Below are 24674 nucleotides of genomic sequence, written 5' to 3'. Positions count from 1 at the left end.
CAGTCTTGACAGTGCAGAAAAGCCGCAGCAACGCGAGGGTCTTTGCCATTCTGCTATCGGGTTGCGCCGGACACCCGCTCGATGCCGGCCAGGTCCTTCCAGCTTTGCCGCGCGCAATAGCCGTGCTGAGCGAGCAAATCGCGAACTGCCGCAGCCTGATCGTAGCCGTGCTCCATTAGGAGCCAGCCGCCCGGCGCGAGATGCTTGCCGGCGCCGGAGACGATCGTGCGCAATGCCGACAAGCCGTCGGCGTGATCGGTCAGCGCGCTGGCCGGCTCGAAGCGCAGATCGCCTTCCGATAAATGCCGGTCACCGGCAGCGATATAGGGAGGATTGGAAACGATGAGATCGAATTGCTCATTGCCCAAAGGGCTGTACCAGCTTCCTTGCAAGAATGTCACGTTTGCACGGTTTCGTTCGGCATTGCGCATTGCGATCGTCAGGGCGGCGGCGCTGAGATCGATCGCGGTGACCGAGGCATCGGAACGAGTTGCGGCAAGCACCACCGCGATGGCCCCGGAGCCGGTGCCGAGGTCCAGCACCCGGCCATGCCGTGGCAGGCGCTCCAGCGCGAGCTCGACCAGCAGTTCCGTCTCCGGCCTCGGAATCAGCACATCGGGCGTGACATGGAAGGGCAGGCCGAAGAACTCGCGCTCGCCGGTGATATAGGCAATCGGCTCGCCTTGCAGGCGGCGCTGGAACAGCTCGGATAAGGTTTGCGCTTCCTCGGCTGACAATTCGCGTTCGGACTGCGTGACCAGTTGCACGCGTGACAGGCCGAGTGCGTGGCTCAGCAGGATGCGGCCTTCCAGCGGATCGATCGGAGGCTTGCGAAGAATGCTCCCGATAGCCGCGCCCGGCGCGACCAGGGCGCTGTCGCGGCTCGGCATTTGAGAATTGCTGGAAAGCTGGTCGGCCATCTGAAGTCAGCCTTTGCTGTCGAGCCTTATTTCAGGCGGAACAAGGTGGCACGGACCAACACCAGTGCAAGCGCCAGGAACCATAGCAGTGACCATTGCGGGATCGACAGGCCGAGGATGGGCGCATATTCGGTCGTGCACAAGCCATCGGCCTTGAACAGGAATGGCAGCAGTTCCGCCGAGGGGATCCGGTTCAGCGCAGTTTCCAGCGGATCGATGCCGCAGGACACGCTGGGATGGGCCTTGACCCATATGTGCCAGCCGGCGACGCCCGCCCCGGACAATGCCGCCAGCACGCCGAGTCCGGCACCGACAGGCCTTGCCCGCGCAGGCAGCAGCGCGGCGATGAAGCAGATCAGGGCGACTGCGGCAAACGCATAGCGCTGGATGATGCACAGCGGGCAGGGCAGCATCTTTTCGACGTGCTGCAGGTAGAGCGCAAAGCCAAGCAGTGCCAGGCAAACGAGGCCGACGCCGACGAGATAAGGTCTGGAGGTTTTCATTGTTCTCTGCGAGCAGTTATAAGAATGTGATGAAGGAAAGGTGCGCTCCGGCATGCGACTCTTTCGCTGTACGCGCCGCGCAAACCCTCATTATGCCTCTTCGGCCAGCGCCGCCAGCAATTCCGCCTGGTGCTCGGCCATCAGCGCGTTGGTCAGTTCTTCCAGGTCGCCATCCATGATGAAGTCGAGCTTGTACAGCGTCAGGTTGATGCGGTGGTCGGTCATCCGGCCCTGCGGAAAGTTATAGGTGCGGATGCGCTCGCTGCGGTCGCCGGAGCCGATCAGGGATTTGCGGGTGGCGGCTTCCTTCGCCTGCTGCTCGCGCAGCTGCACGTCCTTGATCCGGGCTGCCAGCACTTTCAGTGCGGAAGCCTTGTTCTTGTGCTGGCTGCGGTCGTCCTGGCACTCGACCACGATGCCGGTCGGCATATGCGTGATGCGTACTGCCGAGTCGGTCTTGTTGATGTGCTGGCCGCCCGCGCCTGAGGCGCGGAAGGTGTCGATCCGGATGTCGGCCGGATTGATGTCGACATCGCTCACCTCGTCGGCTTCGGGCATCACCGCCACCGTGCAGGCCGATGTATGGATGCGGCCTTGCGTTTCCGTCGCCGGCACGCGCTGCACCCGGTGCCCGCCGGATTCAAATTTCAGCTTCGAATACGCGCCGAAGCCGATGATGCGCACGATGACTTCCTTGTAGCCGCCGATTTCCGACGGCGACTCCGACACCATCTCGACCTGCCAGCGGTTGCGCTCGGCGAATCGCGTGTACATGCGCAACAAGTCGCCTGCAAACAGCGCTGCCTCGTCGCCGCCGGTACCGGCACGGATCTCGAGGTAGATATTGCGTTCGTCGTTCGGGTCCTTCGGCAGCAGCATTTTCTGCAGGTCGACTTCCAGCTGCTCCATGCGCGCCTTCGCGGTCGTCACTTCTTCCTGCGCGAATTCCTTCATCTCCGGATCGGCCAGCATTTCCTGGGCAGTCTTCACATCCTTGTCGGCCTGCGAGTACGCCTTGTACACCTCCACCAGCGGGCCCAGTTCCGCATGCTCGCGCGTCAGCTTCCGGTACTGATCCATGTCGGAAGTCACGCCTTCTTGCATCAGCAGGCTGTTCACTTCCACCAGGCGTTCGCTCAGCTGGTCGAGTTTGGCAAGCATCGAAGGTTTCATAAGCGTGATCGGTAATGGATTGGAAAAGACGCGGCAGCGGCAAGGCTGTGCTGAACGGGATGCGCCACCGAAGGCGCGAGGGAGAACGGCTAACGCTTGGTGCGGAACAGCTGCGGCAGCAGGGCGGCAAGACGCGCGCGCTCGTCACCCTGTGCATTGTTCAAGGCTTGCTGCGGGCCGTGCAGGAATTTCGCCGTCAGGCCTTTCGACAGCGCTTCCAGCACCGCATCGATATCCTCGCCCTTGGCCAGCAACCTGCGCGCGCGTTCCAGCTCGGCCGTGCGCATGGCTTCGCTGCTCTCATGAAGGTGCTGGATCACCGGTACGATCGTGCGGCTGTCCATCCAGTGCATGAAGGACTGCACCCGGGTTTCGATGATGGCTTCCGCCTGTGCCACAGCCGCCTGCCGGCTTTCGATGCCGGTCTGGACCGCAGCGCCGAGGTCATCGACGGTGTACAGGAAGACGTCGTCCAGGCGGCTGACTTCTTCCTCGATGTCGCGCGGCACCGCGAGGTCGACCATGAACATCGGCTTGTGGCGGCGCGCCTTGACCGCGCGCTCGACCAGCCCGAGGCCGATGATCGGTAAAGAAGACGCGGTGCAGGACACGACAATGTCGAACTTCGACAACTGGTCCGGCAATTCCGCGAGGCAGATGGCGCGCCCGTTGAAGCGGCTGGCAAGCGCTTCGCCGCGCTCCAGCGTGCGGTTGGCGATCGTCAGGGATTTCGGGTTCTGCGCGGCGAAATGGGTGGCGCACAATTCGATCATTTCACCGGCGCCGATGAACAGCACATGCTGCTCGGAGATCTTGTCGAAGATGCGCTGCGACAGCCTGACTGCCGCAGCCGCCATCGATACGCTGTGGGCGCCGATGTCGGTCGTGCTGCGCACTTCCTTGGCCACTGCGAACGTGCGCTGGAACATCTGATGCAGGTAAGTCCCGAGGCCGCCGGCGGCTTCCGCCTGCCGGACCGCATCCTTCATCTGGCCCAGGATCTGCGGTTCGCCCAGCACCATGGAATCGAGCCCGGAAGCGACGCGGAACGCGTGACGCACCGCATTGTCCTGCGGCAGCGCGTACAGGTAGGGACGCAGCTCGCCATAGGGCAGCTTGTGGTAATCGGCGAGGAAATGGCCGGTGAGATCGATCGCGGTATTGACGCCGCCGGAGAGCTGACTGGCCGCATACAGTTCGGTGCGGTTGCAGGTCGAGAGGATTGCAGCTTCATCATTTGCAGGGACCGTACCGACACGGCCGAACCATGCGCGCGCCGCCGCCACTGCATGTCCCAGCCGGTCAGCCGGGAACGCGACCTTTTCCCGTAGCGAGACAGGCGCGGTAGTGTGGTTGAGGCCAACGGCAAGAAGCTGCATTCCGGGGGAGATCAGTGAACCAGAAGTGACTCGTATTATAGCCTGTTGCTGCCTCGCATAAGGAGACGGAAGCCGTCGTTCGGGCAGTTTGATGGCGGATTTGCATCAGATCGAGCTCGCCGAAAATGCAATATTGCCTGCCTGCCATTTCAGCAGAGGTCGTCAACTTGCAAGCTGTTCCAGCCGGTAGCCATAGCTGTACACCGGTGTCAGCTGGAAGCCGTTTTCCGGACGCAGATGCAATTTGCTTCTTACCCGCGAAACGTGGGTGTCGACGGTGCGGGTAGGTAGTTGCGCCTCTCGCGTCCATACCGCTTCCTGTATGTAGGCGCGCGACAAGGGGCGGCCCAGGTTGCGGAAGAACAGGAGCGCGAGATCGAATTCCTTTTGCGTCAGTTCGACAGGGCGTCCGCCTACGGTCAGCCTTCCCGTCGGCTTTTCGAACAGGTAAGGGCCGAACCGGATCTGCTCCGGCGCGGCTTGGGCAGGATAGGCGCGACGCAGCAGGACTTGCGTGCGCATGCGCAGCTCGCCGCGCCGCACCGGGCTGACAATGTAGTCACTGGCGCCCGCTGCCAGAGCCGATGCGACCGCTTCTTCGGCCGAGCGGCCGGCAACCAGGAGTATCGGCACTTCCGGCGCCATGTTGGCGCGTGCCCAGGCCAGTACGTCAGCGGCGCTTCCGTCGGTCGCTTGCCAGTCCAGCACCAGCATGTCCGCACGCTCGCGATGAAGCGCGGCGACCAATTCCTTGCCGGTCGCGAAAGCCTGGCAGGCATGATCCGTTGCTGCGAGGACGTCGCATAGCAAGGCAGTCTGGTCCGGCTGGTCGCTGAGTACTGCAATCTTCATAAGCTGGGGAGTCCCTTTGCCTTAACAATTGGCCGGCATCATCTTATGCCAAATCCTCCACCTGAAGCCATGGCCACGCAGGCAGCGGAGACCTGGCCATTGTCCTTGTCGAATCGCAAGGAACCTTTTATTGCAAAAAGAGCCTATCGAATTGTTCAGGCAGCCGGATGTGGCGGAAGAGTTTCTGTCATATCGGCAGGGCCGCCGGCATGCTCGCTCCATGATGTCGAGCGGATGCAATCCATTCCTGCTTCACTCTTTTCAATTCGTCGCCGAAGATATGAAAAAACCACAGCTTTTCATTGCGGCCTTGCCCTTGGCATTCATTGTTTCCGCGTGGGCGCAGTCTCCCGCGCCGGATGCGCCACCGGGATCCGGGGAAAAGGCGCCGGTGGATTCCGGCGCCATCATCATGTCGCCGAAACCGGTGGAGCGAAAAAATGCGAGCCCCGAGGCGGCCGGAAAGGCGAAGCCGACATCTCCTGCCAAGAGCAGGAAGCCCGGCAAAAGGCACACGCCAAGAAATCCATCCGAGGATGCGAGCTGCAAGGGCCAGAAAGCCCTGTGCAAGCAGACTTCGCCGCGATGACGCGCGGTGTGCCGCTCAGTGCGCCCCGCCCGCATCCACCGGGCCGCTCGACTTGATCGGCCTTGTCAGCCACACCAGGCTGATCAGGCTGAGAAACAGCCAGCCTGAAATCCAGAAAATGTCGGTGGCGGCCATGGTGCTGGCCTGCACGTTGATGGTCCGGTCGATCACGGCCCAGGCACCGGACTGCGGTATGCCTTGTTCGGCAAGGCTTTGAACCGTTTGCCCGAAGGCCGGGTTTTGCAGGCCGGTGCTTTCCGCGAGCTGCGCATGATGCAGCGTGGTGCGGTTTTCCCACATGGTGGATATGACGGAAGTCCCCATGCCGCCGAACATGATGCGCACGAAGTTCGACAGGCCTGCCGCAGCCGGCATCCTCTCGTGCGGCTGTCCGGACAGGATGATCGAGGTGAGCGGGATGAAGAACATGGCCATCGCTGCGCCCTGGATCACGGTCGGGATCATCAGGGTCCAGGTGTCGACATCCGGCGTGAATTTCGCGCGCATGAAGAACACGACGGCGAAGATGGTGAAGGCGGCGGTCGCGAAATAGCGGGCATCGAATTTCTGCAGCAGCTTGCCCACCACCGGCGACAGGATGATCGCGAGGATGCCCACCGGCGCCATGACCTTGCCGGCTTCGGTCGCGGTATAGCCGATCTGGGTTTGCAGCCACAGCGGCAGGATCACCAGGCTGCCGAAGAACAGGCCGTAGGCGACGGAAATGGCCGCCACGCCGCCGCTGAAATTGCGGCCCTTGAACAGCGACAGGTCGACGACCGGATGGGCTTCGCTCAATTCCCAGGCGATGAAATAGATGAAGCCGATGAAGGTGACGATGCCGAGCGCGATGATTTCGCCCGAATTGAACCAGTCCAGTTCCTTGCCCTTGTCGAGCATGAGCTGCAGGCTGCCGACCCACACGACCAGCAGGAACAGCCCCATCTTGTCGATCGGCAGGATGTGCGTCGCCGATTCACGCTTGCGATAGATCGTCCAGGTCGCCCAGGCGGCGAGGATGCCCACCGGCACATTGATGTAGAAAATCCAGGGCCAGGAGTAGTTGTCGGAAATCCACCCGCCGAGCAAGGGCCCCATGATGGGCGCTACCAGCGTCGTCATGCCCCAGAAGGCGAGCGCCATCCCGCTTTTCGAACGCGGATAACTGGCCAGCAGCAGCGCCTGCGAGAGCGGAATCATCGGCCCGGCCACCGCACCCTGGATTACCCGTGCCGCGATCAGGATGGCGATGTTCGGCGCCAGCCCGCACAGGAAGGAAGCGATCACGAACAGCAGCACCGCACTGATGAACAGGCGAACCTGTCCGAAGCGCTGCGTCAGCCATCCGGTCAGCGGAACCGAGATGGCGTTGGACACGGCGAAGGAAGTGATGACCCAGGTGCCCTGCTGCGGTGACACGCCAAGGTCGCCGGAGATGGCCGGGATCGAGACATTGGCAATGGAAGAGTCGAGCACGTTCATGAACACCGCGAGAGACAGTGCCATGGTGCCAAGCACGAGCTGGCCGCCCTGCAGCGGCGGCAAGGGAGAACTGGCTGGAGAACTCATGTACGGACGATGGGATGAGAAAGCGCAGGCGCGACGCTGCAGCTGCGCAAAAGATCGACACTATAGTCCGCTTCGGTCATTCTTGCCGGCGGGTAGTCCGGACATGTCGCCAGGCCACTTCTTCAGGGGGTAAGCTCGGCGGCAGCCTGTTGCGGTTCCGGTGTGGGGGGGGCGGCGCGGGCGGGCGATCCAGGCAGTTCGATCGGCTTGACCTCGACCGGCACGACACCCTGTTCCCGCATGTCGAGTGCATCCGCGACCTTGGGCGTCAGGTCGACGATGCGTCCATCCACATAGGGGCCGCGGTCGCGGATTTCGACCACGGCGCTTTTCCCGTTCTCCAGGTTGGTGACCCTGGCCTTGGTGCCGAGCGGCAGCGTCCTGCTCGCGGCAACATTCGAGTTCGGATTCATGGGCGTGCCGTCGGCCATTTTCCTGCCGTGGAACTCCTTGCCGTAATAGGACGCCTTGCCACGGCGTGGCTTGCCGGAGCGGTCGAGTTTCGGCTTTTTGCTGGTCTTCGCGGTCTCGGGATTCGCTTTCTCGGGAGCCGGCTCTTTCGCTGCAACTGCAAGGCTCATGGAGGCGAGTACCAGAGACAGGCCGATGCAGGTTCTGATTGTTCGCTTCGATCGCATTGCCATCTCCATCCACCGCGGCGGGAATGATTTGCGCGGCGGAAAATATCATTGAACGCATCTAGTTCAATGACATCCGTTCGATGGACTTTTTGACAAGAAGTTTCTCTGTCCCGAATCAGTGCCAGTTGCACTACGCGGATTCATGTGGCGGGCAAGAGGGCAGGGTTCATGTTCGGCGCTGCAGCAGGCCGTCGGCAAACCGCTTCAGCCGGCGGCCATGGTTGAAGCAATCGGAGAGCAGTCGCGCGGAGAAACTGTCGCGCCGCCGGGCTTTTTCCAGCAGCCCGAATTTCAGCTTGTGCATGTAGCCGTTGAAAGCGATCCGCAACGCCATCCTTGCATGCAGGAGGAACTGCAAGCGCGATCGGTAGATGATGATGCGGTCCAGCTGGCGAAGGACTGCGCCCAGGGTGAACTTGTATTCGTAGCGGCCCCACAGGAAGTGAAAGGCCTTGCCGCCACGGGCGATGCATTCGCAAATCGTCAGGTAGCAGCAGAGTATCCCGATCCAGTAATCGTCATAGGCCGGATCGTGCGCGATGACGTACAGGAAATAATTGTCCCCGCAGCGATAAGCGATGCCGCCAGCGCAGGTGCGGCCGTCAATGGTGGCGACGCCGAACAGCCCGCAGGCTTTGACGAGCTGGACGATGCGTTCTTCTTCCAGCTGATCCAGCGTCGACACCTTGTTCTTGCCGGCCATCCTGGCGCGATTGAAGCCGATGATCTCGCGTACCTGCTGCTCGTTGATCTCATCCTTCACATGGCACTCATAGCGGAACGAGGGAAAGCTGCGCTTGAGCCGGTCCATGTAGCGCTTGATGTTCCTGCGCGTGTTCTTGCCGAGGCTTGCGAGATATTCCTCGGCCGTCGAAGGCAGAGTGATGACGATGTCATCCGTGCAGTTGAAACGCTGATGCGGATAGGGAAGCTGCAGCGCGTCGGCCCGCACCGCATGGAAGGCAATGCGCTTGATTGAGGGATAAGCGGAAAAGATGTGGCGTGCGAACCGGAGAATATCCTCGTTGCTGATCCAGATGCTCTGGTTCAGCACTTCCACCGATTCTCCGTCAATGCGGAACAGAAATATGGTGACGACTTTCTCGCCTTCATGGACGACATAGGTATTCGTCTGCTCGTTGAGACCCCCATAAATCCTGAACTGGACCAGCGATGAATAGATGTGCGCGTACAGGCGCTCGAGCTCGGCTTCGACAAAGGGTGGGACATCATGCTCGTAACAGGTGATGGAAATGCTGCCCGGAATGCCTGCCTGCCTCGGTTCCAGCGTGATGGAGGATACATCAGCGAGCGGACTGCCTGCGGTCATGTTGTCAAATTCCATGTTCCCTATTTTCCAGGTGGGCTGCACTCGATGGACGAGCGCACATCCACATCTGTTGTACTTTCCAACACCCGCAAGTCATGTTTCTTGTGCTTTAACAAGGAAACGCGATTTTGCAAGATGTGTCCTGGAACTTGGAGAGAGTTCTTGATTCCACACAATGGAAACCATCAACAAAAAACGAATATGTCTTTACGCTGCTCGAACAAGACTGGCATTTCCTTCAGTTCGCGCAGGACTCGTTTCCTCCTTCGCAGTCGCTTTGGAATGCCGAAAGATATCAAGGGAAAGTATTCCATCAATCAATAAGTCAAGAAGCGCGCATATGGCACTTGATACGAAATGCCGGGAGCTCGAGAATGAGGCGGCGGCGCCCGGAAACGGGGGGGTATCGAATAGGGACTTGCAGTTGCTGCATATGCCGGTCGGGGAATCCGAGCCGTCACATATCCTGAACTGCGATGGCTACTCGGTTGCGTGTTACGAGAATGCTGTGCCGCCTTTTGTCGAGTCGGAGCTGGAGCGGCTGTACGGCAATATTTTTTCGTCGCTGAGCGAGATAACCGTATGCCGCGGCGTCAACATCGGAAACATCAGCACTTGCATGGTGCGTGAAGGCGGAGAACTGGTCAGCATGCTGCTGTTTCTCCGCGAGAAAACGCGGGTGCAAGTCCTCAATGAAGGCGCCAGGATCAGTGGCGTCGAACTGCAGCGTTTTGCCGACTTCATCTTCAGCACCTACGCATCGGTGAAAGTCATTTCCCTGCATGCGGTTACTGCCGAGACCGGTGGAATGCGCTTGCCCATGCAGCGCTTCAACTGCCTTGAAGACATTGTCCTGACTTTGCCCGATACCGCAGAGGAGTATCGGGCCAGCCTGGGCAAGGCCACACGCAACTATCTGGGCCGTTATCAGAACAAGCTGAAGCGAAGCTTTCCCTCATATCGCCATGTTGTCTACACGGGGGAGGAGGTACAGGAAAAGCATGTCCGGGACATCATCCAGCTGAACCGGGCGCGCATGGCGGAGAAGGGCAGGGTATCCAACAAGGATGAAGAGGAGGTGCAGCGTGTGCTCCAGCTTGCCCGTTCGCATGGACTGGTGAGCGTGCTCGAGATAGATGGCAGGGTATGTGCCGGGACGATCAATTACCAGGCGGGCAGCAATTATTTCCTGGATGTGATCAGCCATGATTCCGAATATAACGACTACCGGCTCGGGACCCTCTGCTGTTACTTCACCATTTGCGAATGCATCGCCCGCGGCGGCCGGGAATACCATTTCCTGTGGGGGCAAAACGATTACAAGTACCGGCTCGGCGGCATCGAGCGTGGCCTTGATCACCTCGCCATCTACCGCTCGCGCAAGCACATGGTGTTGAGCTGCGATGTGGTCCTGCGGAATCTCGCCAGGCGCCATGAGCGGCAGTTCCGGCTCTGGCTCCAAGCCCCCGAGCGCCGGGATAATCCCGTGCTGCGTCTTGCCATCGACTTGGCGCGCGGTCTGCGCCAAAGGAAGCTGCAGGCGGTGCAGCCGGAAGCGGAATTGCAAGCCAAGGCGGCGAATTCGTAAGCAGCAGCTTTTTCCGTGATTTCCCTCGGCACAAATCCTATGGGCGGACAAAAGCGAAAGGGCTGAAAAGCGAAACTCGCAGCCCTCGACAGGTCGTTGATTCCTGACAATACGTGAATCCAGCGTTGTGTAATTTTAGAGCGGATTGCGCATGGGTGAGGGCGCGCAGCCCCGGAATAAAGTTACATGCCTCCGTCGTGCGTGCCATGCCAATGCGAAATCCAATTTAAAACTCCATAACGACACAAGAGGAGACAACATGGCTTCAAGACGCAACTTTCTCAAAGGGGTCGGCGCTGCCGGCGTCGGACTGACAGCGGCTGGCATGACGGGGTGCGCTAATGTAGCAAAGGCGACAAACACGGCCAGCGCCCGCTATAACGGCCCACACAAGATGCCGGAAGGGGTCAGGCTGCTGTCGATGCGGAATGCCGATGGCACCGAGACGCTGGGCGCAGTGACGGACAAGGGTGTCATCGATGTGCGGGCAGTTGCCGCCAAGCGCAAAATTGCCGCACCGCTGACGCTGGATGAGCTGCTCCAGGAAGGCAATGCCGACGGCCTCAAGCAGGTGATTGCTGCCGCACCGTCCTCCGGCGTGCCCTTGCTGGACGAATCCAGGATCACCCATGGCAGGCTCTTCACGCGTCCTTCGAAGATCATCTGCGTCGGCCTCAACTACCGGCAGCACGCCAGGGAAGTGGGCATGCAGCCGCCGCGCGTGCCGCCGCTCTTCAACAAGTACAACAATGCCCTGGCTGCCCACAACGGCACGATCAAGCTGCCACCCAAGGACATCTCGCACAAGTTCGACTACGAGACCGAACTCCTGATCGTGATGGGCAAGGCGGCCCGCAACGTGAGCGAAGCGGACGTGCTGCAGTACGTGGCCGGCTACTGCACCTCGAACGACTTTTCCGCGCGCGACCTGCAGCTGGAGCTGCCCAATAGCCAGTGGATGATCGGGAAGACGCTGGACAACTTCGCGCCGATCGGTCCCTACTTCGTCTCCGCAGACCTGGTTGGCAATCCGAACAACCTGAAGATCGAAACGCGGGTCAATGGCGAAGTGCGCCAGTCGTCCAATACCAACGACTTTATCTTCAACACGCAGCAGATGATTTCCTACATCAGCAAGTTCTGGACGCTGCAGCCCGGCGACATCATCTTCACCGGAACGCCTCAAGGCGTGATTGCCGGCTATCCCAAGGACAAACAGGTGTGGCTGAAGGCTGGGGACGAAGTCGTCAGCTCGATCGAGAAGCTGGGGGATCTCAAATTCCGGCTGGCTTGACCGCAGCTCCCTGACTTCCTCTGCCACTTCGTTCCGCTCGCGCCCGCGGGCGGAACGTCATGATGAACGTCCGGTACCAAGGGCGTGCGTTGCCGTACAGAGGAAAGAAAGGTTTTTCCAGAAGCGCAGGAAAGAAGCAGGGCCAGGTCTTCAGGCCCCCGACAAAGGGACGTGCGCAAAACAATAGGCAAAACAAAAGGGCTTACAAGCCGAAACTTGTAAGCCCTTGATTTTCTTGGTGGCCTGGGGCGGAATCGAACCACCGACACAAGGATTTTCAATCCTCTGCTCTACCAACTGAGCTACCGGGCCAAGGCGCGCAAGTATAACAAACCTGTGGGATTATGCAAGACTTATCGTCGTGACGCGATTTCTCAACAGCTATAATGGCCGCTCTTCGAGTGGCATTTCAATTTTCGGCGGCTTTCTTCTATGGATGTGCGAAGCAATATTTGTGTGATCGGCAATGGCGCAATCGGCAAGACCGCTGCCCTCGGATTTGCGCAGATGGGCTTGAGCGTCACTCTGCTGGCGCCGCAGGCTGCATCGTCAGAGTTGAATCCTCAGGAGGAAACTTGGGATGCGCGGGTCTATGCCTTGAACCATGTGGCTCGTGGCTTGCTGGATTCGGTGAAGGCCTGGCATGCGATGGACGCTGCGCGCATTGCGCCGGTCGACGGCATGGTGGTCCGGGGCGATGATGCACAGCGCCCGGGTCGTCTCGATTTCGATGCCTACGGCGCCCGCACCGATGCGCTGGCCTGGATCGTGGAAGACCGCAACCTGAATCGGGCGCTCGATACGGCCCTGCGGTTTGCGCCCAATCTTCGGATCGTGAATGGCAAGGCAGTCGCCCTGCGCGCCGGCCCAGATTGCGCCAGTGTCCAGCTCGACAATGGCGGTATGCTCAGTGCCGAACTGTTAGTCGGCGCCGACGGCGGCCAGTCCTGGGTGCGCAACCAGTGCGATATCGGGATCGATTACCGCTCGTATGGCCATCAGGCGATCGTCAGCAACTTCGAATGCGACAAGCCGCACCACGGCGTCGCCTATCAGTGGTTCACCTCTGCCGAAGGCATCGTGGCCTTGCTGCCCCTGCCCGGGCAGCGGGTATCGCTGGTGTGGTCGGCGCCGGAGGCCCTGGCGCAGACGCTCCTGAATGGCTCCCTGAGTCAGCTTGCCGAGCGCCTGAATGCCTTGACCGGGCACCAGCTCGGTTCATTGCGGCCACTGCAGCCGGAACTCGTCAGGGCTTTTCCTCTGAGCCTGATACGGCCACATGCAATTACGGCATCACGCGTAGCGCTCGTAGGCGATGCCGCTCACGTCGTGCATCCACTTGCCGGGCAGGGAATGAATCTTGGCTTCGGCGATGTGGACGCCTTGCTGAAAATTGTTGCGGAACGTGAACAGCATCGCGATTGCGGCGATGATCGGGTATTGTCGCGATACGCGCGGGCACGCAAAGAGGATATATTCCTGATGCAGCTTGCTACCGATGGCCTGGAGCGCTTGTTTGCGGCCGATTTCGAGCCTTTGCGGCTGGCGCGAAACATTGGATTGAACTTGGTCAACAAATTGCCTGTCATAAAGCGCACATTGATTGCCCAGGCATTGGGAAAAAGACCTTGGAAACATACGGATTAAAGGGAGAGCCATGAGACTAGCCAGAATAAGCGCAGCAGCAGTCCTCGGACTGATTACCATGATGGCTTCTGCCGAAACCGCCCAGGAAGCGTCGATCAGGAAGCTGGTCGAAGCGCGGCTAGGCGGGGATGCGAAAGTGGATGCCGTCGCGAAAACGCCGTATGCCGGACTGTTCGAAGTGCGCATCGGGAGCGACATCCTCTATACCGATGCCAAGGCCGACTACCTGTTTGTCGGTCGCGTGATCGACGCGAAAACGCACGAGGACTATACGAAAGCACGTGTGGATGACCTGACCCGGGTGAAGTTTTCCGACCTGCCGCTTGAATCGGCGGTGAAGACAGTCAAGGGCAATGGCAAGCGCGTGATCGCCGTCTTTGAAGACCCGAATTGCGGCTACTGCAAGCGTTTCCGCCATACCCTGCAAGAGGTGGACAACATTACGGTGTACACCTTCATGTACAACATCCTCGCGGAAGATTCTGCCGTCAAGTCTAAGAATGTCTGGTGCTCCGCCGACCGTGCCAAGGCGTGGGATGACTGGATGTTGAACGGGAAAGCACCTGCGGCCGCGCCCGCCGGTTGCTCCGCGGATCCGAACGCAAAGATCCGCGCGCTTGGCGAGAAATTGAAAGTCACCGGTACGCCGACCATCATCTTCACCGACGGCAGCCGCATCCCTGGCGCAGTGGACGCCAAGACCTTGGAAGGCAAGCTGGCATCGCTCAAGTAGCAAAGCCGGCAGTCGCGGAAACGGGGTCGCTCGAGTCCAGATCGATGGACGCCTGAATGATCCCGTATGCGCGACTACCTTTATCCGCATTCACATCATCCCGGCATCGCAACGCATTCCTCCCAGGATCGAGCCGGCCTGCCTTTCTCCTCACCCCGGCCTTTTCCGCCAATCCCGCTACACTATGCGCTTTGACTGCGAATGGCGCATGGCCTCGCGTTCGCGTACCCGGCAAGGAAGAATATGAAAAACGCAATCCAATACACCATCGTTCCGAAAGACCCGGCAGCGCATCTCTTTGGCGTGACGCTCGTCGTACTTCAGCCGGACCCCGAAGGGCAGCGCTTTGCCTTGCCGGCATGGATTCCCGGTAGCTACATGATTCGCGAGTTCGCACGTAATATCGTGCAAATTCGCGCAGAATCCGCCGGCAAGCCAGTGGCACTCGAGAAACTCGACAAGCATACCTGGCAGGCAGAACCTTGCAGCGGACCGCTGACGCTCGAATATGAGGTGTATGCCTGGGATTTGTCGGTGCGCGCCGCCCATCTCGATCAGACGCATGGCTTTTTCAACGGCACAAGCGTGTTCCTGCGGGTCGTGGGGCAGGAAGAGGGCGAACATGTGGTGGACATCCGCCGGCCCGACGACGCCTTTTACGATGGCTGGCGGGTGGCCACTGCATTGCGGGAACTGAAGGCGAAGCGCTACGGCTTCGGTACCTATATCGCAGCCGATTATGACGAGCTGATTGACCATCCAGTCGAGATGGGTACCTTCGAACTGGCGACATTCAGGGCGCATGGCGTGCCGCATGATGTCGTCATCACCGGGCGCGTGCCGAATCTCGACATGGCACGGCTCTGCGCTGATCTGAAAAAGATTTGCGAGGCGCAGATCGCCTTGTTCGAGCCAAGGAGCAAGCGCGCGCCCATGGAGCGCTACGTGTTCATGACCATGGCGGTGGGTGACGGCTACGGCGGGCTGGAGCATCGTGCGTCGACCGCACTGATCTGTTCCCGTGGTGACCTGCCGGTCAAGGGGCAAAAGGAAATGAGCGATGGCTACCGGACCTATCTCGGACTGTGCAGTCATGAGTATTTCCATACCTGGAACGTCAAGCGCATCAAGCCCGCAGCTTTCGCGCCGTATGACTTGCAGAATGAAGGCTATACCACGCTTCTGTGGCTGTTCGAGGGATTCACCAGTTATTACGACGACCTGATGCTGGTGCGCAGCGGTGTGATCGATGAGGCAGCGTATTTCAAGCTGGTCGCGAAAACCATCAACGGCGTATTGCGCGGCAGCGGCCGCAGCAAGCAGAGTGTGGCAGAGTCGAGCTTCGATGCCTGGGTCAAATACTATCGCCAGGATGAAAATTCACCGAATGCAGTGGTCAGCTATTACGCCAAAGGTTCACTGGTGGCGCTGGCGCTGGATCTGACGATACGCGAACAGACCGGGCGCAGGAAATCGCTGGATGACGTGATGCGCACGCTGTGGCGGCGCTATGGCCGGGACTTTTATGAAGGTGGCCGGCGCGGCATTACCGAAGCCGAGGTGGAAGCGCTGTTCGATGAAGTGACCGGGTTGAAGCTGAAGCGCTTTTTCGACCGCTACGTGCGCGGCACGGAAGATTTTCCATTCGCGAAGCTGTTCGCGCCGTTCGGCGTCACGTTCTCCGACAAGCGCAAGAATGGCAAGCCCGCTCTCGGCGCTCGCACCACGCGGGACAGCAATGATTGCAAGCTGGCCAATGTGTACGAGGGCGGGCCGGCGCACCAGGCAGGCTTGTCGGCGGGCGACATTCTGGTTGCTGTCGATGGTTTGCGGGTGACGGCGAGCAATCTGGAAAATCTGATCACGCGTTACCGCGTCGGCGATCAGGTCGCCGTGCACGCCTTCCGGCGTGATGAGTTGATGATGTTCTGGGTAAGGCTGGAAGGCGACGATGCGCCGCAGGTCAGCCTGGAGCCGAATGCGCAGCCTGCGGACGCAGCCCGTGCGCGGGCCGCGTGGCTGATGACCAGATAGGATCAGTTAAACAGGCGGCTCAATTCCTTGCCCGGGTCGGCGGCGCGCATGAAGGCTTCGCCGACCAGGAAGGCATGGACATTCGCATCGCGCATCAGCTTCACGTCGTCCGCGGACAGGATGCCGGATTCGGTGACCACTAGCTTTTCCGAGGGAATGCGCGGCAGCAGATCCAGCGTGGTACGCAACGAAGTCTCGAAGGTACGCAGGTTGCGGTTGTTGATGCCGAGTAGCGGCGTTTTCAATCGCAAGGCCGCTTCCAGTTCCTGCGCATCATGGACCTCCACCAGCACACCCATGCCCAGCTCAAGCGCGCAGGCTTCCAGCTCCGCCATCAAGCCATGGTCCAGCGCCGCGACGATCAGCAGGATGCAGTCGGCGCCCCAGGAGCGCGCTTCATAGACCTGGTACAGGTCGACCAGAAAGTCCTTGCGCAAGACCGGAATCACGCAGGCGGCACGCGCCTGCTGCAGGTATTCCGGCGAACCCTGGAAGAATTGCTTGTCCGTCAGCACCGACAGGCATGCGGCACCATGTTCGGCATAACTGGCGGCGATATCGGCGGGCCGGAAATCCGCGCGCAGCACGCCCTTGGAAGGCGAAGCTTTTTTGACTTCGGCAATCACGCCGGCATGCCCCGCTGCGATCTTCTTGCGCAGGCTGGCCTCGAAGCCGCGCAAGGCCTGGTGCGCTTCCGCATTGCTTTCGACTTCACGGCGCAGGCTCGCCAGATCACGGTATTTTTTTGCCGCTGCGACTTCTTCGGCTTTGATGGCAAGAATCTTGTTCAGGATATCGGACATGGTCGATCAGGCAGCAGCGCCGAGCTGTTGCGTTACCTTGATGAATTGTTCGAGCTTGGCGCGTGCCGCTCCCGAAGCGATGGTTTCACGGGCCTTTTGCAAACCCGCCGCAATCGAGGGGGCAACGCCGGCTGCATACAGTGCGGTACCGGCATTCAGGGCGACGATGTCGCGCACCGGGCCCGGCACATTGTCCAGCGCTTCCAGCACTTTCTGCTTGGATTCGGCGGCTCCCGCGACCTTCAGATTGCGGCTGGCCACCATCTGCAGGCCGAAATCTTCCGGATGGATTTCATATTCGCGCACTTCGCCATTGATCAGTTCGCCCACCATGGTCCCTGCGCCGAGCGACACCTCATCCATGTTGTCGCGCCCCCAGACGACGATGGCATGTTGGGCGCCAAGGCGTTGCAGGACGCGCACCTGGATGCCGACGAGGTCGGGATGGAATACGCCCATCAGTATGTTGGGCGCGCCGGCCGGATTGGTCAGCGGACCGAGGATGTTGAAAATCGTCCGTACCCCGAGTTCCTTGCGCACCGGCGCCGCATGCTTCATGGCGGCATGATGGTTGGGGGCAAACATGAAGCCGATGCCGGTTTCCGCGATCGACTGGGCGACCAGTTCCGGCTTCAGGTTGATGTTTGCGCCAAGCGCTTCCAGCACGTCGGCGCTGCCCGAGGACGAGGATACGCTGCGGCCGCCATGCTTAGCTACGCGTCCGCCAGCTGCCGCCACGACGAACATCGTCGCGGTCGAGATATTGAAGGTGTGGGCGCCGTCGCCGCCGGTGCCGACGATGTCCAGAAGATTGGTCGTGTCCGCCACCGGCACCTTGGTGCAGAATTCGCGCATCACCTGGGCTGCAGCCGTGACTTCGCCGATGGTTTCCTTCTTGACGCGCAACCCCATGGTGAGTGCAGCAATCATCACCGGCGACATCTCGCCGCTCATCAGCGAGCGGAACAGGGACAGCATTTCATCGTGAAAGATTTCGCGATGTTCGATACAGCGCAGCAGCGCTTCTTGTTGGGTAATCGGCATGGCGAGTCGTGCTCCGTGGATGTCAACCGGCAAGGAAATTCTTCAGCAATGCGTGGCCGTGTTCGGACAGGATGGATTCGGGGTGGAACTGCACACCCTGCACGTCGAACTGCTTGTGGCGCACGCCCATGATTTCGCCATCGTCGGTCCAGGCGGTCACTTCCAGGCACTCCGGCAGCGAGGCGCGCTCGATCGCGAGGGAGTGGTAACGGATCACGGTGTAGGGGCTCGGCAGGTTCTTGAATACGCCGACGCCGGTATGCTCGATGGTGGAGGTCTTGCCATGCATGACTTGCTGTGCGCGCACGACCTTGCCGCCGAAGGCTGCGCCGATGCTTTGATGGCCGAGGCAGACGCCGAGGATGGGAATTTCGCCGGCAAAGCGCTTCAGCACGGGCACCGAGACGCCTGCTTCATTTGGGCTGCAGGGGCCGGGCGAAATGCAGATGCGGTCCGGCTTCATCGCCGCAATCTGGTCCAGCGTGATTTCATCATTGCGGAAGGTGCGGACGTCTTCACCCAGTTCGCCGAAGTACTGGACCAGGTTGTAGGTGAAGGAATCGTAATTGTCGATCATCAGCAGCATGTCAGATTCCCCCATCCAGACCGTCTTGCACCTGCTCGGCAGCGCGCAGCACTGCGCGAGCCTTGTTCTCGGTTTCCTGCCATTCCATTTCCGGAATCGAGTCGGCTACCACGCCGGCTGCAGCTTGCACGTAGAGCATGCCATCCTTGATCACGCCGGTGCGGATCGCAATCGCCAGGTCCATTTCGCCGCCGAAGGAAATGTAGCCGCAGGCGCCGCCATAAATGCCGCGCTTGACCGGCTCCAGCTCGTCGATGATTTCCATCGCACGCACTTTCGGTGCGCCGGACAGGGTACCGGCAGGGAAGGTCGCCTTGAGCACGTCGAGATTGGACAGGCCCGGCTTCAGGATGCCTTCGACATTTGAAACGATGTGCTGCACATGAGAGTATTTTTCGATGACCAGCTTGTCGGTGACACGCACGCTGCCGGTTTCGGCGATGCGGCCGATATCGTTGCGGGCCAGGTCGATCAGCATCACATGCTCGGCAATCTCTTTCGGATCGGACAGCAGTTCCTTGGCCAGTTCCGCATCGCGTTCCGGCGTCGAGCCGCGCGGACGCGTGCCTGCCAGCGGACGAATCGTGACCTTCTTCCCGCCGCCGCTGATGCTTTCATTGCGCACCAGGATTTCAGGCGAGGACCCGACAATGTGCATATCGCCGAAGTTGTAGAAATACATGTATGGCGAAGGATTGAGCGAGCGCAGCGCGCGATACAGCGACAGTGGCGCATCGACATAGGGCTTCTTGATGCGCTGGCCGATCTGCACCTGCATCAGGTCGCCGGCCATGATGTATTCCTTCGCAGTTGCCACCGCCCTCAGATAATCTTCCTTGGCAAATTCGCGGATTGTGTCGGTGCGCACCGAACCGGAAGTGACTGGCACATCGACAGCACGGCGCAGCATGGCGCGCAAGTCTTTCAGGCGCTGGCGTGCCCTGGAATAAGCTTCCGGCTGGGTCGGATCGGCATACACGATCAGGTACAGCTTGCCGGACAGGTTATCGATGACAGCCAGTTCTTCCGTCAGCAGCAACTGGATTTCCGGCAGACCGAGATCATCCTTGGGTGCCGAATGCGCAAGCCGCTTTTCGACATGCCGCACCGTATCGTAGGCGAAGTAACCGGCAAGACCGCCGCAGAAGCGCGGCATGCCGGGGCTGATGGCGACACGGTAGCGCGACTGGAATTCGGCAATGTAATCCAGTGGATTGGTGTCCGCGGTCTCGACCACCTTGCCGTTCCTGACGACTTCGACGCGGTTGCCGAAGCTGCGGATCAGGGTCGATGCCGGCAGGCCGATGAAGGAATAGCGGCCGAAACGCTCGCCGCCGACCACGGATTCCAGCAGGAAGGTGTTCCTGCCTCCGCCCTGGGACTGGCCCAGTTTCAGGTAGAGCGACAAGGGAGTTTCGAGATCGGCGAAAGCCTCGGCGATCAGCGGGATACGGTTGTAGCCTTGTGCGGCCAGCGATTTGAATTCGAGTTCGGTCATGTTTCTCTCCGCCCGCTATTGTAGGTTGTATGCGGAACAGCGGGGCAAATGTCTAAAAACGTTGCCAACCGTGCAAAGGGGTTGGCGGCGATCTGGGTTATTCAGCCCGGGATTGCCAGCGTCGCCACAGCCAAGCCTCAAAGGCGCCCAGCTGGGTTACGTAACGTTTTTTTGCGAGAAACATTTGGTGGTTTTATGCCGAAATAAGATGAGCTGCGTCGAGCAGCGACGAAACTATACCATCCGAATCGACTTCTTGTATAGGCTGCCCATGGTTGTAGCCGTAAGGGACATTCAGCACCCGGCAACCGGCTGCGCGCGCTGCCTGCGCATCATTCGATGAATCGCCGATGGCGACCACCTGCGGAGGTTGCAGATTGAAATCCTCGCATACCTTCAGCAAGGGATACGGGTCTGGCTTTTTCCGGGGCAGCGAATCGCCGCCGTACACCACGTCGAAGTATTGCAGCAGTCCCATTCTTGCCAGCAGCGGCCGGGCGAATGCGATCGGCTTGTTGGTCACGCAGGCAAGACGCATACCCTTGGCCTGCATCGCTTCCAGCCCCTCGCGCACCCCGGGATAAATGCTCACGTAATCGCCATTGATGGCGAGGTAGTGGCGGGTATAAGAGTGCAGCGCCTGTTCAAAATGCCGTTCCACCCCGGCCGCATCGAAATTCACGCCCAGCACGCGCCGGATCAGGTTTTCCGTCCCCTTGCCGACGAAATCGGTAATGGTTTCGATAGGAAGCGGCGGCAGATCGAGCTCCTCCCGCATGCGATTGACCGCGACATGGAAATCCGGTGCAGTGTCGAGCATGGTGCCATCCAGATCGATGATGGCTGCCCGGATGCCGCTCAGGAGCATTGACTGTGGAGTACTCATGCGCGCGGCAGTTGGTCGCGCATGGCGTCGATTACCACCTTGTAATCGGGCTTGCCGAAAATGGCTGATCCGGCGACGAAGGTGTCGGCGCCGGCGCGCGCGGCTTCCGCGATGTTTTCAACCTTGATGCCGCCATCAACTTCCAGCATGATGTCGCGGCCCGACTGGTCAATCATCTTGCGTACTGTTGCAATCTTCTTCAAAGCCTGCGGAATGAAGGACTGTCCGCCGAAGCCCGGGTTGACCGACATGATAAGGACGATGTCGAGCTTGTCCATGACATGCTCGAGATAGTGCAGGGGCGTGGCAGGGTTGAAAACCAGGCCAGCCTTGCAACCATTGTCGTGGATCAGTTGCAGCGTGCGGTCGATATGCTCGGACGCTTCCGGGTGAAAGGTGATGATGTTGGCGCCGGCTTTTGCAAAATCCGGGATGATGCGGTCGACCGGCTTGACCATCAGGTGGACATCGATCGGCACCTGCACATGCGGCCGGATCGCCTGGCAGACCAGCGGCCCTACTGTCAGGTTGGGAACATAATGGTTATCCATCACGTCGAAATGGATGATGTCGGCGCCGGCAGCCACGACATTGCGCACTTCTTCTCCCAGGCGGGCAAAGTCGGCGGATAGAATGCTTGGGGCGATACGATAGGTAGACATGGCAGATCATCTCGGAAAGAATGCGCTATTTTACCTGCTTGCTTGCAGATGACGTATTGCGGCCCGGTCCTGCTCAGGCAGCAATGGGCCGTCGTGCATGCCTTATAAAGAACAGGGAGTTCCCATGGCTGCTTATGAATTCACCGTGTCGGTCAAGACGCGCTACCTGGAAGAGCAATCCGATCCGGAGCGCTCCAATTATGCGTTTGCCTACACGATCACGATCAGGAATACCGGTCAGATTGCCGCGCAACTGATTTCCCGCCATTGGGTGATTGTCGACGCCAGCAACCATGTGCAGGAAGTGCGCGGCCTCGGTGTGGTCGGTCACCAGCCTTTATTGCGGCCAGGCGAGCAGTTCGAATACACCAGCGGAGCGACCCTGGCAACGCCGCAAGGCACGATGGCGGGCAAATATTTCTGCGTTGCCGAGGACGGAGAACAATTCGAGGCAAGGATTCCGGAGTTCGTATTGTCCTTGCCGCGCACCTTGCACTGAACTCAATGAGGATTGTCGTCTTCGGGCGGCGTGGATTTCTGCTGCGGCGGGTCCATCGGCTTTTTGCCTGAAAACATCGTCCACCAGACGATGAATATAAATAAGAATAATGCAACACCAGCTTCCAGCAACAATAGCCACATAACTAGCATCCCAATGTCATTCAAACAGAGAAGTTTACCCGTATCGGCAATGCTGTTCGCGATCGGCCTTGCTGCCTGCACCACGCTCAATCCTCCCGCGCCACCGGTAACAGTCGCTCCTCCGGCGGCTACGCCGCCGGCGAAGCCGGCTGAAGGTCCAAAAGAACTGCTGCGCCCGACGACGTTTGCGGCTTTGCCCGGTTGGGACAAGGATGATCTGCGCGAAGCCTTGCCGGCTTTTCTTGCTTCCTGCGAGGTGCTGGCAAAGAAACCGGAATGGAAAGAGCCCTGCACGGTTGCAAGCGATGTGAATGCAAAAGATGCAAAGGCAGTGCGGCTCTTTTTCGAATCCTTCTTCGTTCCGCATCAAGTTCTCAATCCGGACGGTTCGGACAATGGATTGGTGACCGGCTATTACGAGCCTCTCCTGCGCGGATCGCGCAAGCGCGGCGGTCGTTATCAGACGCCGCTGCACCGGACGCCGGACGATTTGCTGGCGATTGATCTGGCAAGCGTATATCCCGATCTGAAAGGCATGCGCCTGCGAGGCCGCTTGATCGGCGGCAAGGTTGTGCCTTATTTCACGCGGGCCGAAATGGCGCAGTCCAACGTGCTTGCCGGCAAAGAGATGTTATGGGTGGATGATCCGATCGAGGCTTTCTTCCTGCAGGTCCAGGGATCTGGCCGGGTGCAGCTGGCGGACACCAAAGAGGTGGTGCGTGTTGCGTATGCCGATCAAAACGGCCATCCGTACAAATCGATCGGCCGCTACCTCGTTGACAAGGGGGAGATGACATTGGAACAGGCGTCCGCACAAAGCATCAAGGCATGGGTGATTGCCCATCCTTCGCGGCTGCAGGAATTGCTGAATGCGAATCCAAGTTATGTGTTTTTCAAGGAAGAGAAGTTGACTGATCCCAATAAAGGCCCAAAAGGTTCGCTGGGCGTCCCATTGACGCCGCAGCGCTCGATCGCGGTCGATGCGCAATTCGTACCGCTCGGTGTCCCGGTATTCCTGGCAACGACACATCCCGGCAAGGATATTCCCTTGCAGCGGCTGGTTGTGGCGCAAGATACAGGCGGTGCGATCAGAAATCCGGTGCGCGCTGACTACTTCTGGGGTTTCGGTCCGGAGGCGGGCGAGAAGGCCGGTAGGATGAGGCAGCGCGGAATGATGTGGCTACTGTTGCCAAGGCTGGGCAGGAATGCGGATTCTGTAAATACCCGTGCTCAGTAGGGCTACAGGGGGCGAAGCTGAATTCGGCAGCGACTGCGTTTTGCTGAAAATCAAGAATTTGCCGAAAGTGACAAGGGATCGTTAAGAAGATTTTCCGCGTGGCCGACCTGATGTCCTGTCGCGCATTGATGCTTTACCATCTCAATCTTGGACCAACGCCGTCATGGAGGGGATTCATGGACTACGAAAACATTATTGTCGAGACAAACGAAAAGGTGGGGCTGATACGCTTGAATCGCCCCAAGGCACTGAATGCCCTCAATGATCAATTGATGGATGAATTGGGGGATGCGCTGCGGGCTTTCGACGCCGACGACGCGATCGCCTGCATGATCATTACCGGTAGCGAAAAAGCTTTTGCAGCGGGCGCGGATATTGCTGCAATGGCGAACTATTCCTACATGGATGTCTTCAAGAGTGGGTACATCACCCGTAACTGGGAGCAGATTCGCAACATCCGAAAGCCCGTGATTGCAGCAGTGGCGGGCTATGCGCTCGGCGGCGGATGCGAACTGGCAATGATGTGCGACTTCATCATTGCTGCGGACACGGCCAAGTTCGGGCAACCCGAAATTAAGCTCGGAACCATTCCCGGAGCGGGCGGCACCCAAAGGCTTCCGCGGGCCATCTCGAAGGCAAAGGCAATGGACATGTGCCTGACCGCTCGGATAATGGATGCTGTTGAAGCCGAACGGGCAGGGCTCGTATCGCGCGTCGTGCCTGCCGACAAGCTTCTCGACGAAGCGCTCGCTGCCGCAAAAACTATCGCCGGCATGTCCCTGCCCACGGTCCTGATGATCAAGGAAGCCGTTAATCGAGCATACGAAACTACTCTCGCAGAAGGGGTTCAGTACGAGCGCCGACTATTTCACGCCACCTTCGCGATTGAAGACCAAAAGGAAGGAATGGCGGCATTTCTAGAAAAACGCTTGCCACGCTTCAGAAACCTTTGATATAGTTCGCCTCCCGCTGCAAACGGGGGCTAGAAACACCGGCCCAATAATGCAGCGGAAGAGGTGGAAAGCAGCGCAAGGCCTTCGGAAAAATCAAAAAACTTTTTCAAA

General features: G+C 59.6%; 24 protein-coding genes and 1 tRNA gene. 8 read left to right on the top strand and 17 right to left on the bottom strand.

Going from position 1 to position 24674, the window contains the following annotated elements; translation table 11 throughout:
• Nucleotides 1–53: 53 nt before the first annotated feature.
• From prmC to HGHM_RS00855, 9 genes are all read right to left on the bottom strand, one after another.
• A complete protein-coding gene (gene prmC / locus HGHM_RS00895) occupies nucleotides 54–890 on the bottom strand; it encodes a peptide chain release factor N(5)-glutamine methyltransferase (RefSeq protein ID WP_026075581.1) in 837 nt (278 codons plus the stop codon).
• A gap of 56 nt (nucleotides 891–946) precedes the next feature.
• Complete coding sequence (locus tag HGHM_RS00890) at nucleotides 947–1423, bottom strand: disulfide bond formation protein B (protein WP_019139615.1); 477 nt, start codon at nucleotides 1421–1423, stop codon at nucleotides 947–949.
• Between the two features lie 90 nt (nucleotides 1424–1513).
• Nucleotides 1514–2596, bottom strand: coding sequence for a peptide chain release factor 1 (gene prfA / locus HGHM_RS00885; RefSeq protein WP_026075580.1), 1083 nt, complete (start codon nucleotides 2594–2596; stop codon nucleotides 1514–1516).
• 89 nt (nucleotides 2597–2685) lie between these two features.
• On the bottom strand, nucleotides 2686–3975 hold the full coding sequence (gene hemA, locus HGHM_RS00880) for a glutamyl-tRNA reductase (protein ID WP_019139613.1): 1290 nt from the start codon (nucleotides 3973–3975) through the stop codon (nucleotides 2686–2688).
• Between the two features lie 162 nt (nucleotides 3976–4137).
• Nucleotides 4138–4827 (bottom strand): response regulator transcription factor, encoded by a 690-nt coding sequence (locus tag HGHM_RS00875; RefSeq protein WP_019139612.1) that lies wholly within the window; start codon nucleotides 4825–4827, stop codon nucleotides 4138–4140.
• Nucleotides 4828–5088: 261 nt separating this feature from the next.
• Nucleotides 5089–5334 carry a hypothetical protein gene (locus HGHM_RS23575; RefSeq protein ID WP_218918027.1) on the bottom strand — a complete coding sequence of 82 codons (246 nt, stop codon included), beginning with the start codon at nucleotides 5332–5334 and terminating at the stop codon, nucleotides 5089–5091.
• A 97-nt stretch (nucleotides 5335–5431) separates the two neighbouring features.
• Nucleotides 5432–6985, bottom strand: a complete 1554-nt coding sequence (locus HGHM_RS00865; protein ID WP_026075579.1) for a DHA2 family efflux MFS transporter permease subunit — start codon at nucleotides 6983–6985, stop codon at nucleotides 5432–5434.
• Between the two features lie 122 nt (nucleotides 6986–7107).
• The gene (locus HGHM_RS20315) at nucleotides 7108–7623 is read right to left on the bottom strand and encodes a septal ring lytic transglycosylase RlpA family protein (protein ID WP_245549135.1); all 516 of its coding nucleotides are present in this window, start codon (nucleotides 7621–7623) and stop codon (nucleotides 7108–7110) included.
• 169 nt (nucleotides 7624–7792) lie between these two features.
• Nucleotides 7793–8971 carry a GNAT family N-acetyltransferase gene (locus tag HGHM_RS00855; RefSeq protein ID WP_019139607.1) on the bottom strand — a complete coding sequence of 393 codons (1179 nt, stop codon included), beginning with the start codon at nucleotides 8969–8971 and terminating at the stop codon, nucleotides 7793–7795.
• 325 nt (nucleotides 8972–9296) lie between these two features.
• Here HGHM_RS00855 and HGHM_RS00850 point away from each other — a divergent pair, with 325 nt between their 5' ends.
• Together HGHM_RS00850 and HGHM_RS00845 are read left to right on the top strand one after the other, a co-directional pair.
• Nucleotides 9297–10544 carry a GNAT family N-acetyltransferase gene (locus HGHM_RS00850; RefSeq protein WP_161603759.1) on the top strand — a complete coding sequence of 416 codons (1248 nt, stop codon included), beginning with the start codon at nucleotides 9297–9299 and terminating at the stop codon, nucleotides 10542–10544.
• Between the two features lie 259 nt (nucleotides 10545–10803).
• A complete protein-coding gene (locus tag HGHM_RS00845) occupies nucleotides 10804–11838 on the top strand; it encodes a fumarylacetoacetate hydrolase family protein (protein WP_019139605.1) in 1035 nt (344 codons plus the stop codon).
• 236 nt (nucleotides 11839–12074) lie between these two features.
• On the opposite strand, the gene HGHM_RS00840 is transcribed toward HGHM_RS00845, so the two are convergent.
• Nucleotides 12075–12150: transfer RNA gene (locus tag HGHM_RS00840), tRNA-Phe, on the bottom strand.
• Nucleotides 12151–12270: 120 nt separating this feature from the next.
• Here HGHM_RS00840 and HGHM_RS00835 point away from each other — a divergent pair.
• The 3 genes from HGHM_RS00835 to HGHM_RS00825 all read left to right on the top strand — a co-directional run bounded on the left by HGHM_RS00835 (nucleotide 12271) and on the right by HGHM_RS00825 (nucleotide 16252).
• On the top strand, nucleotides 12271–13485 hold the full coding sequence (locus HGHM_RS00835; protein ID WP_019139604.1) for a UbiH/UbiF family hydroxylase: 1215 nt from the start codon (nucleotides 12271–12273) through the stop codon (nucleotides 13483–13485).
• A 10-nt stretch (nucleotides 13486–13495) separates the two neighbouring features.
• The gene (locus HGHM_RS00830; protein WP_026075578.1) at nucleotides 13496–14218 is read left to right on the top strand and encodes a DsbC family protein; all 723 of its coding nucleotides are present in this window, start codon (nucleotides 13496–13498) and stop codon (nucleotides 14216–14218) included.
• A gap of 243 nt (nucleotides 14219–14461) precedes the next feature.
• Nucleotides 14462–16252, top strand: a complete 1791-nt coding sequence (locus tag HGHM_RS00825) for a M61 family metallopeptidase (RefSeq protein WP_019139602.1) — start codon at nucleotides 14462–14464, stop codon at nucleotides 16250–16252.
• A gap of 2 nt (nucleotides 16253–16254) precedes the next feature.
• Here the strand turns inward: HGHM_RS00825 and trpC are convergent, their stop codons facing one another.
• The 6 genes from trpC to rpe form a co-directional block, all read right to left on the bottom strand.
• Entirely contained in the window at nucleotides 16255–17055 is an 801-nt protein-coding gene (gene trpC, locus HGHM_RS00820; RefSeq protein WP_019139601.1) for an indole-3-glycerol phosphate synthase TrpC, read from the bottom strand.
• Between the two features lie 6 nt (nucleotides 17056–17061).
• Nucleotides 17062–18099 carry an anthranilate phosphoribosyltransferase gene (trpD, locus tag HGHM_RS00815; RefSeq protein ID WP_019139600.1) on the bottom strand — a complete coding sequence of 346 codons (1038 nt, stop codon included), beginning with the start codon at nucleotides 18097–18099 and terminating at the stop codon, nucleotides 17062–17064.
• 22 nt (nucleotides 18100–18121) lie between these two features.
• The gene (locus tag HGHM_RS00810; protein WP_026075577.1) at nucleotides 18122–18685 is read right to left on the bottom strand and encodes an aminodeoxychorismate/anthranilate synthase component II; all 564 of its coding nucleotides are present in this window, start codon (nucleotides 18683–18685) and stop codon (nucleotides 18122–18124) included.
• 1 nt (nucleotide 18686) lies between these two features.
• Nucleotides 18687–20183, bottom strand: a complete 1497-nt coding sequence (trpE, locus tag HGHM_RS00805; protein WP_019139598.1) for an anthranilate synthase component I — start codon at nucleotides 20181–20183, stop codon at nucleotides 18687–18689.
• Nucleotides 20184–20376: 193 nt separating this feature from the next.
• Nucleotides 20377–21051, bottom strand: a complete 675-nt coding sequence (locus HGHM_RS00800) for a phosphoglycolate phosphatase (protein ID WP_019139597.1) — start codon at nucleotides 21049–21051, stop codon at nucleotides 20377–20379.
• 14 nt (nucleotides 21052–21065) lie between these two features.
• Nucleotides 21066–21731 (bottom strand): ribulose-phosphate 3-epimerase, encoded by a 666-nt coding sequence (rpe, locus tag HGHM_RS00795; RefSeq protein WP_019139596.1) that lies wholly within the window; start codon nucleotides 21729–21731, stop codon nucleotides 21066–21068.
• A gap of 124 nt (nucleotides 21732–21855) precedes the next feature.
• Here rpe and apaG point away from each other — a divergent pair, with 124 nt between their 5' ends.
• On the top strand, nucleotides 21856–22230 hold the full coding sequence (gene apaG / locus HGHM_RS00790) for a Co2+/Mg2+ efflux protein ApaG (RefSeq protein ID WP_020693795.1): 375 nt from the start codon (nucleotides 21856–21858) through the stop codon (nucleotides 22228–22230).
• Between the two features lie 2 nt (nucleotides 22231–22232).
• Here apaG and HGHM_RS23645 read toward each other — a convergent pair whose 3' ends face one another.
• Complete coding sequence (locus HGHM_RS23645) at nucleotides 22233–22667, bottom strand: hypothetical protein (RefSeq protein ID WP_245549274.1); 435 nt, start codon at nucleotides 22665–22667, stop codon at nucleotides 22233–22235.
• On the opposite strand from HGHM_RS23645, the gene mltA reads away from it, so the two are divergent.
• On the top strand, nucleotides 22567–23610 hold the full coding sequence (gene mltA / locus HGHM_RS00780; protein ID WP_245549133.1) for a murein transglycosylase A: 1044 nt from the start codon (nucleotides 22567–22569) through the stop codon (nucleotides 23608–23610). The two genes, HGHM_RS23645 and mltA, sit on opposite strands and share 101 nt — an antisense overlap.
• Nucleotides 23611–23786: 176 nt before the next feature.
• Nucleotides 23787–24563 carry an enoyl-CoA hydratase gene (locus HGHM_RS00775; RefSeq protein WP_019139592.1) on the top strand — a complete coding sequence of 259 codons (777 nt, stop codon included), beginning with the start codon at nucleotides 23787–23789 and terminating at the stop codon, nucleotides 24561–24563.
• Nucleotides 24564–24674 lie beyond the last annotated feature (111 nt).

The organism is Noviherbaspirillum massiliense JC206 (genome assembly GCF_000312045.1).
Classification (GTDB): domain Bacteria; phylum Pseudomonadota; class Gammaproteobacteria; order Burkholderiales; family Burkholderiaceae_D; genus Noviherbaspirillum; species Noviherbaspirillum massiliense.
The sequence above is the reverse complement of the archived record's forward strand: the minus strand, read 5'-3'. Positions and strand labels throughout refer to the sequence as shown.